This window comes from Stenotrophomonas mexicanensis, from assembly GCF_032911605.1.
Taxonomy (GTDB): domain Bacteria; phylum Pseudomonadota; class Gammaproteobacteria; order Xanthomonadales; family Xanthomonadaceae; genus Stenotrophomonas; species Stenotrophomonas maltophilia_A.
This window is the reverse complement of the sequence record NZ_JAWJTG010000072.1, coordinates 1-10,587: the sequence shown is the minus strand read 5'-3', so window position 1 is coordinate 10,587 and position 10,587 is coordinate 1. Positions and strand designations below refer to the sequence as shown.

General features: G+C 67.4%; 10 protein-coding genes. 5 read left to right on the top strand and 5 right to left on the bottom strand.

The features are described 5' to 3' along the window. Nucleotides 1-200 precede the first annotated feature (200 nt). Both R1L06_RS20000 and R1L06_RS19995 read left to right on the top strand, forming a co-directional pair. A complete protein-coding gene (locus R1L06_RS20000; protein WP_279943227.1) occupies nt 201-704 on the top strand; it encodes a hypothetical protein in 504 nt (167 codons plus the stop codon). A 46-nt stretch (nt 705-750) separates the two neighbouring features. Further along, nucleotides 751-1,806, top strand: a complete 1,056-nt coding sequence (locus tag R1L06_RS19995; RefSeq protein ID WP_317218569.1) for a suppressor of fused domain protein — start codon at nt 751-753, stop codon at nt 1,804-1,806. 67 nt (nt 1,807-1,873) lie between these two features. Here the strand turns inward: R1L06_RS19995 and R1L06_RS19990 are convergent, their stop codons facing one another. The 5 genes from R1L06_RS19990 to R1L06_RS19970 all read right to left on the bottom strand — a co-directional run bounded on the left by R1L06_RS19990 (nt 1,874) and on the right by R1L06_RS19970 (nt 7,335). Further along, nucleotides 1,874-2,485 carry a glutathione S-transferase N-terminal domain-containing protein gene (locus tag R1L06_RS19990; protein WP_317218568.1) on the bottom strand — a complete coding sequence of 204 codons (612 nt, stop codon included), beginning with the start codon at nt 2,483-2,485 and terminating at the stop codon, nt 1,874-1,876. An 84-nt stretch (nt 2,486-2,569) separates the two neighbouring features. Next, the gene (locus R1L06_RS19985; protein WP_004154513.1) at nt 2,570-3,028 is read right to left on the bottom strand and encodes a cell wall hydrolase; all 459 of its coding nucleotides are present in this window, start codon (nt 3,026-3,028) and stop codon (nt 2,570-2,572) included. Between the two features lie 297 nt (nt 3,029-3,325). Next, on the bottom strand, nt 3,326-5,356 hold the full coding sequence (locus R1L06_RS19980; RefSeq protein ID WP_032130479.1) for an NADPH-dependent 2,4-dienoyl-CoA reductase: 2,031 nt from the start codon (nt 5,354-5,356) through the stop codon (nt 3,326-3,328). 106 nt (nt 5,357-5,462) lie between these two features. Then, nucleotides 5,463-6,092 carry a membrane protein YczE gene (yczE, locus tag R1L06_RS19975; protein ID WP_317218567.1) on the bottom strand — a complete coding sequence of 210 codons (630 nt, stop codon included), beginning with the start codon at nt 6,090-6,092 and terminating at the stop codon, nt 5,463-5,465. A 223-nt stretch (nt 6,093-6,315) separates the two neighbouring features. After that, nucleotides 6,316-7,335, bottom strand: coding sequence for a zinc-binding alcohol dehydrogenase family protein (locus R1L06_RS19970; protein WP_071229155.1), 1,020 nt, complete (start codon nt 7,333-7,335; stop codon nt 6,316-6,318). Nucleotides 7,336-7,692: 357 nt separating this feature from the next. Here R1L06_RS19970 and R1L06_RS19965 point away from each other — a divergent pair, with 357 nt between their 5' ends. The 3 genes from R1L06_RS19965 to R1L06_RS19955 all read left to right on the top strand — a co-directional run bounded on the left by R1L06_RS19965 (nt 7,693) and on the right by R1L06_RS19955 (nt 10,341). Continuing rightward, nucleotides 7,693-8,784, top strand: a complete 1,092-nt coding sequence (locus R1L06_RS19965; RefSeq protein ID WP_010483958.1) for an OmpA family protein — start codon at nt 7,693-7,695, stop codon at nt 8,782-8,784. Between the two features lie 220 nt (nt 8,785-9,004). Further along, nucleotides 9,005-9,511, top strand: a complete 507-nt coding sequence (locus tag R1L06_RS19960) for a hypothetical protein (protein ID WP_010483956.1) — start codon at nt 9,005-9,007, stop codon at nt 9,509-9,511. A 20-nt stretch (nt 9,512-9,531) separates the two neighbouring features. Continuing rightward, on the top strand, nt 9,532-10,341 hold the full coding sequence (locus R1L06_RS19955; RefSeq protein WP_317218566.1) for a pseudouridine synthase: 810 nt from the start codon (nt 9,532-9,534) through the stop codon (nt 10,339-10,341). The last annotated feature ends 246 nt before the right edge of the window (nt 10,342-10,587 follow it).

Genomic DNA, 10,587 nt, shown 5'->3' with positions numbered 1-10,587 from the left:
GGCCGGCACCCCCCATCAATCCCGAGGTTGCCGGCCAGCGGCCGGCACTACCCGCAGCACTTGCGCTAAGCTCGGCCTGTCATCGACCTGCAATACGCGGTGCGCGCCGGGGAAGGCGCGTGCCGTCCGGGGATGGCACACAGGGGAGCGCGCCCGCCAGGGCGCGCTGGCATTGCGCATCGAGAGATTGGGGGGAGGCAATGGCTTTGCTGCACGCCAAGACGGCCGCTGGCCGCCAGGAAATCGAGGACCGTGGTCGGCGCCTGCCGGCGGCACTGCGTTCGATCCTGCTGATGGTCGACGGCCATCGCGATGACACTGAACTGCGCGGCCTGTTCGAAGGCCTGCGCGCGCCACCGGACGCACTGGAGCAATTGTCAGCGCAGGGCCTGATTGAAGTGATCGGCGGAAGTGTCGAAGCCGCACCGACGCGCAGCATCAGCACCGGCCGTGAACAGGACCCGGCGCTGTACCAGCAGCTGTACGACGCGATGAGTGAGGCCGTGCGTCGGCATCTGGGCCTGAAGGGCTATTTCATGCAGTTGAAGATCGAACGCTGCACCGATGCGCTGGCACTGGAACGCCTGTGCCCGGAACTGCTGGCGGCGGTGGGCAAGGCGCGCAGCCCGGCATTGGCGCAGCGCTGGTGGCAGGAGACCCAGGCGGCCGTGGTCAATGGTGGCGGCGAGGTCGTGCAGGCCTGAGCCACCGCGTAAAGTGATCGGTTCACTTCCCCACAAAGAGTCCCGCGTGCAGGACGACCACGACGACACCGATACCCCCGGCTGGGACGCGATCAATGCGGCGCTGGCGCCGCTGTATGCCGGGCAGGAACCGCGTCACTTCGGCACCGCGCTTCCGTACACGCTCGGTGGCCAGGATCCGCTCGATGGCATCAGCGTGTACTGGGCGGATGCGCCGGTACCGCATTGGCATTACATCACCTACGGCTTCTCCGAGCTGTACGCAAAGGAGAGCAGTGATGCCACCGCCAGTGGCTATGGTTTCGAGCTGACCTTCCGCCTCGCTGCCGACGCCGGTGAGAACGCCGGCAGCACGCCACCGGTGTGGCCGATGAACCTGCTGCAGAACCTGGCGCGCTATGTGTTCGGCAGTGGCAACGTGTTCGAGGACGGCCATCACCTCAACGCCAACGGCCCGATCGCGTTGGAGACCAACACGCGCTTGTGCCATCTGGCCTTCGTCGCAGATCCGCAGTTGCCCGCACGCGACACCGCCAATGGCCACCTGCAGTTCCTGCAGCTGGTCGGGCTGACCGATGAGGAGATGGAAGCGGTCAAGCGCTGGTCGACGCGCGGCGTGCTGCAGGCGCTGCAACCGGCGATGCCGCTGTGGATCAGCGACCTGCATCGCGGCAACCTGCTGGAGGATCCGGCACTGGCTGCACAGGTGCAGACAGGCAGCGAGCGCGAGGGCTCCAGCACCGGCATGCTGTTCATCGAGACGCTGGACTGGCGGCAGGAGGCGGGCGTCACCACCCTGGTGCTCGGTGCGGGCCAAGTGGCCAGCGTGAGCGAGCTGCTGCCGCTACGGCTGCGCCACGGCAAATCGCTGGAACTGGTCAGCCGCGAGCGGCAGTGGGAATTCATTCCGGCCGCGCGCGGTGAAACCGGCGAGGTATCGGCCGACAGCGCGCGCTGGGCACTGGACGAGTCGGGACTGCAGGCGCTGGCAGGCGTGCGGGCCGAGCGCGGGATCTACCCGGTGGCCGGGGCGCTGCGCATCGAAGTGGTGCCGACGTACCTGCGCGATGCCAAGGGCGAAGTGATCCGCCAGATCGGCTGAGTGTGGCGATTGCACCTATAGGGGCAGAGCCGTCTGCTGCGAAGACGGCTCCGACCCATGGTCTGGATCAGGCCAGGCCCTCGGCCTTCAGCGCGGCCTGCACGCCGGCATCGGCATCCATGCGCGCCTTGTAGGCGGCCAGGTTGTCCAGGCCGGACAGGTCGACCTTGGTGCCAGCAGCCCAGCGCAGCGTGATGTAGAAGTACGGGTCGGCGAAGCTGCGGAAGCCGGCCAGCCACGGCTTGTCGGCCAGCTGCTTGTCGGCGGTCTCGAACAGGGCGCGCAGGCGCTTGCGCGCGGCGGCGCGGATCGCATCGAACTGGCTCTCGTCGGCAATGAACTTGCCCGGCGCGAACAGCGGCGAGAAGGCAGGATGCACATCGGAATTGACGAAGGCCAGCCAGCGGGTGGCTTCGGCGCGCTGGCGCGGGCTGCCGTCGCCGCCGAGGCCGGCCTGCGGGAAGCTGTCGGCGATATAGCCCATGATCGCGGCGTTCTGCAGCAGCACGAAGTCGCCGTCGACCAGTGCGGGGACGGCACCGGCCGGATTGATCTTGAGGAATTCCGGGCCCTTCAGGGTGTCCTTGTTCAGCAGTTCAACCTCGAACGGCTGGCCGGTCCACTGCAGGGCGATGTGGTCGGCGGTGGAACAGGCACCGGGCTTGCTGTACAGCTTCATGGGAACTCCAGGTGATGCGGGCGGGAAACGCCCACTATCCCAGAGCTTGCCAGCGGGCGGCAACGCTGCCGCCAGCACGGATCGTTACGACTGCCGCGGCTTGAGGTTCTGCACCTTATAGAAGGTGTGATCGCCGATGGTGGCCACCTGGTAGGCATTGCGCCAGTTCGGGCTGGCAATGGACAGCGCGGCGAAGTGGCTGGCACCGGGCACGATCTCGCGGCGCTCGCCGGCCGGCAGCGCCCAGTTGCGCTCGGCGTCGAAGGCCACGTTCATCGCCTCGCTCCAGGCCGCATCATTGCCCAGCTGGGTGCCGGGCGAGACGATGGTCGGTGCGAACTGCTTGCGCGCGGTGACCACCTGGCACATGGAGTCGCCCCACAGGCCACTGTCGAGGCGGCGCAGGGCGACCTCGGCGACGGCCTGCTGGCCACGCAGGGTCTGGTCGCGGGCTTCCAGGTAAACGGTGGTGCTCAAACACAATGAATCAGCGGCCGGCTGAGGCAACAACTGCGACAGCCAGAGAATCCAGGCCAGTTTCATATAACTCCTTGCTCCGTATGGGCCGCACGCTCCGGTTCCGGCCGCGGGGGCGACAGGAGGCGGGGTACGACTTGGCGTCATGGGGAGGCGGCCATCGGGGCCGCCCCGTGGGCAGCCCCAAAAGAAACGATCAGTACCGATCGAGGGGCTGCGCCGGCTCACCGGAAACTGGCTGGTGAGCGGAAAGATGGCGCAAGGTAGGGGGGGATAGCCGAACGCATCGTGAACCGCCCGGCTTGACATTCAGGTTCGGCAGGGGTGACGGAAATCACATTCCGCCCCCCATTCAGGCGCTCATCAGAGCGCGGCGGCCACCCGGCTGCCCTGGTCGATGGCCCGCTTCGCATCCAGTTCGGCGGCCACATCGGCACCCCCGATCAGCTGCGCGTTGATGCCGGCGGCCTGCAGTTCGGCCTGCAATGCACGGTTCGGTTCCTGCCCGGCGCAGATCACCACATGGTCGACCGGCAGCAGCTGTTCGCTGCCTTCCACGCGGATGCGCAGGCCCTCGTCGTCCACGCCCAGGTACTCGACGCCACCGAGCATGCGCACGCCCTTGGCCTTCAGTGTGGCGCGGTGAATCCAGCCAGTGGTCTTGCCCAGTCGCGCGCCGGGCTTGCCCGGGCTGCGCTGCAGCAGCCACAGCCGACGCGGTGACGCCTCGACCTCGGGCCGGCCCAGCGAGCCGCGGGCCTCGAACGCGCTGTCCACGCCCCATTCGGCCATCCAGCGTTGCGGGTCGAGGGAGGGTGACTCACCTGCGTGGCTGAGGAACTCGCCGACATCGAAGCCGATGCCGCCGGCGCCGATGATCGCCGCATTGGTGCCCACTTCAACCCGGCCCAGCAGCACGTCCAGGTAGCTGACCACCTTGGCGTGGTCGGCGCCGGGGAAGTCGACCTTGCGCGGGGTGATGCCGGTGGCCAGCACCACCTCGTCGAAGCCGGCCAGGGTGGCGGCATCGGCGCGGGTGCCGAGGCGCAGCTGCACGCCGGTTTCGGCCAGCGTGTGGCGGAAGTAGCGCAGGGTCTCGTGGAACTCTTCCTTGCCGGGGATGCGCTTGGCCACGTTGAACTGGCCGCCGATCTCCTCGTTGGCATCGAACAGGGTGACCTGGTGGCCGCGCTGGGCAGCGACGGTGGCACACGCCAGGCCTGCCGGGCCAGCACCGACCACGGCAACTTTCTTCGGCGTGGCGGTGGGGCGATAGACCAGCTCGGTCTCGTGGGCGGCGCGCGGATTGACCAGGCAGCTGGCCAGCTTGTTCTCGAACACGTGGTCCAGGCAGGCCTGGTTGCAGGCGATGCAGGTGTTGATTGCCTCGGCGCGGCCGGCACGGGCCTTGTTCGGCCATTGCGGGTCGGCCAGCAGCGGCCGCGCCAGCGACACCATGTCGGCGCCGCCGCCGGCCAGGATGCGCTCGGCCACGTCGGGCATGTTGATGCGGTTGGTCGCCACCAGCGGCACCTTCACATGCGGCTTGAGCTTGGCGGTGACCCCGGCGAAGGCAGCGCGCGGCACCGAGGTGGCAATGGTCGGAATACGGGCTTCGTGCCAGCCGATGCCGGAATTGATGATCGTCGCGCCGGCGGCCTCGATGGCCTGCGCCTGCTGCACGATCTCCTCCCAGTTGCTGCCGTCCTCCACCAGGTCCACCAGCGACAGGCGGTAGATGATGATGAAGTCCGGGCCACAGGCCTCGCGGATGCGGCGCACGATCTCGACCGCGAAGCGCATGCGCTGGTTGGCATCGCCGCCCCAGCGGTCGGTGCGCTTGTTGGTGCGCGGGGCGATGAACTCGTTGATGAGGTAGCCCTCCGAGCCCATCACTTCCACACCGTCGTAGCCAGCCTCGCGGGCCAGCTTCGCGCTGCGTGCGTAGTCGGCGATATGCCGCTCGACGCCGCTGGCCGACAACGCACGCGGGGTGAACGGGTTGATCGGTGCCTTCAGCTTCGACGGCGCCACCGACAAAGGGTGGTAGGCATAGCGGCCGGCATGCAGCAGCTGCAGGCAGATCTTCGCGCCGTGCTGGTGCGCGGCGGCGGTGAGCTGACGGTGCGGGCGTACTTCCCAGGGCCAGGACAGCTTGCCGCCGAACGGCTTCAGCCAGCCGACCACGTTCGGCGCGAAGCCGCCGGTGACGATCAGGCCGACACCGCCCTCGGCGCGTTCGGCGAAGTAGGCCGCCAGCCGCGGGAAGTCGCGGGCGCGATCCTCCAGGCCGGTGTGCATCGAGCCCATCAATACGCGGTTGCGCAGCTGGGTGAAGCCCAGGTCCAGCGGGGCGAACAGATGGGGGTAGGCGCTTTCGTTGGCTGGCGACATTGTCGATACGCTTGCGTACGGAAGCGCGAAGCGTGCCGCGAAACGGCGGCCGGGGCAAGGGCCGGCCTTTGGGTAGTGCCGGCCGCTGGCCGGCATCCTGGGCAGATCAGGGTGCTTGCGGCTGCCGGCCAGCGGCCTGCACTACCGGGGTGCGACCGATCCCGAACCAGCCCAGCGTGACACCACACAGCGGACCGATCAGCAGGGCGAAGGCGAGGGTGCCGAGGCCGACATTGCCGCCCAGCCACCAGCCCAGCAGCAGCACGCTGCCCTCGATCAGGCTGCGCACCTTCCAGATCGGCCAGCCGGTGCGGGCATGCAGGCCGGTCATCAGGCCGTCGCGCGGGCCGGGACCGAGGCGGGCGCCGATGTACAGGCCGGTGGCCAGCGCGACCAGCAGCATGCCGGCGCAGAACATTGCCAGCTGCCAGCCAAGGCCGACGGCCGGCGGCAGCAGCCATAGCCCGAACTGCGCGGAGGGGCCGATCAGCATCACGTTGAGCACGGTCCCTACACCCGGCTTCTGCCGCAGCGGCCACCACAGCAGCAACACCAGTGCGCCGATGACATTGGTCGCCAGGCCGAACGACAGCGGCGTCTGCGCGGCGATGCCCTGTGACAGGACATCCCAGGGCGCCACGCCGATGGCCGCACGGATCATCAGCGAGGCGCCGAAGCCGTACAGGAACAGGCCGGTGATCAGTTGCAGCAGGCGCAAGGGCAGGGCGGTGGGCATGGCGGTCTCGGGGGAGAGGAATCTGTTTCCACCGTAATCCCGATCCAGTCACTTCCATAGATACAGATGCCAGCCAATTCGCTGCCACAGGCGGGATCTGCTCCGTTCTGTAGAGTCGAGCTTGCTCGACTGCTCCTGATGAATCAGTCGAGCAAGCTCGACTCTACGCCCAGGCCGCGGAGCCGGGCATGGGCTCGGCTTTACAGCGGCGTTCCAGCCTGGCTCAGTCGCCCCAGCCTGCCAGCGCCAGCTTGCCCACCGTGCGTCCGCTGGCCAGGCGCTGATGCGCGATGTCCAGATTTGCCGCATTGATCGGGCCCAGGCTTTCACTGAGGGTGCCGCGCAGCTGGCCGGCATCGATCATGCTGGCCGTGCGGCTGAGGATGCGGTGCTGCTCGATGCAGTCGGCAGTGGCAAAGCGCGAGCGCGCGAACATGAACTCCCAGTGGATGCCGATGCACTTGGCTTTGTAGGGATCGCCGATGCGCAGCGGCCCACGCGGCTCGACGATCAGGCCCACATGTCCCTGCGGCGCCAGCAGCAGGCCCAGTTCGTCCCAGTAGTGATCGGTGTCGGCCAGGTTGAGTGCGACCTGCACCGTGTCGATGCCCAGCGCCTGCAGCTGGGCCTGAAGTGGTTGCCGGTGGTCGATCACGTGCCGGGCACCCATCTGCCGGCACCAGTCGGCCGAGGCCTCGCGCGACGCCGTGGCGATCACCTCGAAACCCGCATGGCGGGCCAGCTGGATTGCCATCGAGCCGACCCCGCCCGCACCGCCGATCACCAGCAGGTGCTGGCCGGCGTGGCGGCGATCGTCCAGCCGCAGCGGCATGCGCTCGAACAGCAGCTCCCAGGCGGTGAGCGTGGTCAGCGGCAGCGCTGCGGCTTCAGCGAAATCCAGCGTGGTTGGCTTGCGCGCGACCAGGCGTTCATCCACCCAGTGGTACTGCGCATTGCAGCCGGGGCGGGTGACATCGCCTGCGTAATAAACCTCGTCACCGGAGGCAAACAGGCTCGCCTCGTCGCCGATTGCCTCGACCACGCCGGCAGCGTCCCAACCCAGCACGCGGGGTGCCTGGAGCGTGGCCGGATCCGTGCTGGCACGCTGCTTGCCATCGACGGGGTTGACTGAAACCGCCTCGACCCGGACCAGCAGGTCACGGCCCCGGGGAGGCAGCGGCGGAGGCAGGTGGATATCGCACAGGGCAGGGGCGGATTCACGACTCAGGGCGACGGCTTTCATCACGGCTCCGGCTGGGTTCGTGGCTCCATCATAAGGTTCCTCACGTTTCCGCAGACGCGCCGAACCGTTTGATGCAGCGCGTTGCGCAATATGTCGTTTTCCCCGCCTAAACCCCGTCAAACCCTTGCAGCGTGAGGGTCTTGCGGATTTTCATCATCCTGTATAGGGTTTCAACGTCGGACCGGCGGACGGTCGGGCGCAACACTTCACATGTTACGGGACTGTTAACATGGCCTTCACCCGCCTGAGCATAATGTTCGCGGCGGTGGCGTGCTGAATCGGCTGTCGTACATCGACGCACTTGTGCTGGCCCATGCCTCTACCGGTTTCATACCCCCGAAATAGGAGCTGTACTCAATGAACAAGAAGATCCTTACTGCCGCGCTGCTGGGCGGCCTGGCTTTTGCCCAGGCAGCTTCGGCGCAGGAGTTCGATGACCGCTGGTACCTGACCGGTTCGGCCGGCTTCAACTTCCAGGACAGCGACCGTCTGACCAATGACGCTCCGTTCGTGACCCTGGGCCTGGGCAAGTTCATCAGCCCGAACTGGTCGCTGGACGGTGAGCTGAACTATCAGAACCCGAACTTCGATTCGAACAAGGACCTGAACTGGTCGCAGTACGGCGTCTCGCTGGACCTGCGTCGCCACTTCATCAAGGAAGGCCGCGGCTGGAACCCGTACATCGTCGGTGGCCTGGGCTACCAGAAGTCGGAAGAAGAGTACCCGGCGCTGAATGCCAACGGTCCGCGCCAGCGTAAGGACGGCAACGTTGCCGCCAAGCTGGGCGTCGGCCTGCAGACCACCTTCGAAAAGCGCGTTGCTGTCCGCGCCGAAGTGGCCTACCGCGCTGACTTCGACGACCAGAGCGTTGCCGCTCCGAAGGAAGACTGGTTCGGTGACGTGCTGGCTTCGGTCGGCGTCGTGATCCCGCTGGGCCCGGCTCCGGTCGCGGCTGCTCCGGCTCCGGCTCCGGTTGCTCCGAGCTGCGCCGACCTGGATGACGACGGTGACGGCGTCAACAACTGCGACGACAAGTGCCCGAACTCGCAGCCGGGTCAGACCATCGGTCCGGACGGTTGCCCGGTGCCGGTCTCCATCGACCTGAAGGGCGTCAACTTCGACTTCGACAAGTCGAACCTGCGTCCGGACGCCGTGGCGATCCTGAGCGAAGCCACCGAGATCCTGAAGCGTTACCCGGATCTGCGCGTTGAAGTTGCCGGTCACACCGACTCGAAGGGTACCGACGCTTACAACCAGAAGCTGTCGGAGCGTCGTGCTACCGCCGTGTACAACTACCTGACCAAGAACGGCGTTGACGCCGGCCGCCTGGTCGGCCCGATCGGCTACGGCGAGAGCCGTCCGATTGCTCCGAACACCAACCCGGATGGTTCGGACAACCCGGAAGGTCGCGCCAAGAACCGTCGTACCGAGCTGAACGTCCAGAACTAAGTTCTGACGATCTGCCAGTAGGACACAGCAGGACCCGGCTTCGGCCGGGTCTTGTTGTTTCCGTAGCCCGGAATCCGCGTGTCCGTCGGTCCGGGAACAACCGTTCGTCGGGTTTTTATCCGTAAAACCAATGAGTTGCCGTATTCATTGAAAGTGGCGCTTGAAAGCTGTCGCGGCATTGCTAAACTCGCCGCGTCACTTCCTTTCCTGGATGCCCTTCATGCTGCGCTCTGCATCGGCCGCCTTCCTGGCGCTGGCCCTGGTTCCCGCCGCCCACGCTGCGGTCGATTGCTCGGTCAACACCAGCGCCTCGCCGCTGCCGTTGCCGGCTACGACCATCGCGCCGGTGGCCGACGAGCTCTACATCCGTGGCAACCAGTTGGGCATGCCGGCCGGCGTGCTGAGCAGCAACTACGATCCGTCGCAGTCGCTGGACCAGGTGCTGCAGCGCCTACGCATCGATGGTTGCCAGAACATCGCCAAGGCCATTCCGAGCGCCCCGGCAGTGAAGCCGAACGATCCGGCGGCCTACAAGCCGCAGACCGAATTCGACAACACGCCCTGGCGCTTCGACATGAGCCAGAACGGCAAGCGCATGACCGCCGAAGAGTTCGACGCCTGGATGAAGGCGCGTGGCGTGCGTGTGGTCAAGGCGCGTCCGGCTCCGGCCGCCACTCCGGCCCCGGCCGAAGCACCGGCTGAGACCAAGCCGGTCGACAAGAAGTAAGCACCGCGGGGAGCAGAGGCTTGCGCACGCGCCGCCCACCTGCCGCCCCCGCCGCCCGCTCCCGCGCACCGCGTGGGCGTGCGACTCCCGCTGCCACAGCCGCCGGTGTCCGTCATGGCCTGGCGCGCGTGCTGTCCAAGGCCGGTGTGTGTTCGCGCAGCGAGGCCGCGCGCTGGATCGCCGATGGCCGCGTGCGCGTCTCCGGCCGCATCGTGCGGGATCCCGAATTCCCGATTGGGCAGCCGGCGCCGCCGATCGAGGTCGATGGCCAGCCGATGGGCGCGCCGCAGCGCCTGTACCTGATGCTCAACAAACCGCGTGGGGTGGTGACCACCGCGCAGGATGAGCGTGGCCGCGATACCGTGTACCGGTGCTTCGATGGTGCCGGCCTGCCGTGGATCGCGCCGGTCGGGCGCCTGGACAAGGCCAGTGAAGGGTTGTTGCTGTTCAGCAACGATCCGCAATGGGCGGCGCGCCTGACCGACCCGCAGACCGGGCCGGACAAGACCTACCACGTGCAGGTCGACCGCCTGCCCGATGACGCCACGCTGGCGGCCCTGCAGGCCGGCGTGGACGACGAGGGCGAGTTCCTCGTCGCCCAGGCTGTGCGCGTGCTGCGCAGCGGCGACAAGACCGCGTGGCTGGAGGTGGTCCTCGACGAGGGCCGCAACCGCCACATCCGCCGCCTGTTGGCGGCCTTCGACCTGCAGGTGCTGCGCCTGGTCCGGGTTGCGATCGGCGGGCTGCAGCTCGGCGATCTCGGCAAGGGCCAGTGGCGGGTGCTGGAGGTCAGTGACCAGCAGCGGCTGGGGGCCGCTGCACCGGGCTGATCATCGCCCGCGGCCGGCGGTTGCCGGCCACCGTTCCAGGCGTAGGGGGCGTCTGGCTGCTGAATTTCCCGAACGGAGCCTGCCCATGTACCACCCGACCCTCAACCAAACCCTGCGCTGCGCAGGCCTGCTGCTGCCGATGGTGCTGCTGACCGCCTGTGGTGGCCACAAGAAGGTGGCCAAGGCGGAAATGCCGGCCGAGACCCCGGTGGTGGAAGTGAAGACCCCGGAGCTGGATGGTCGCGG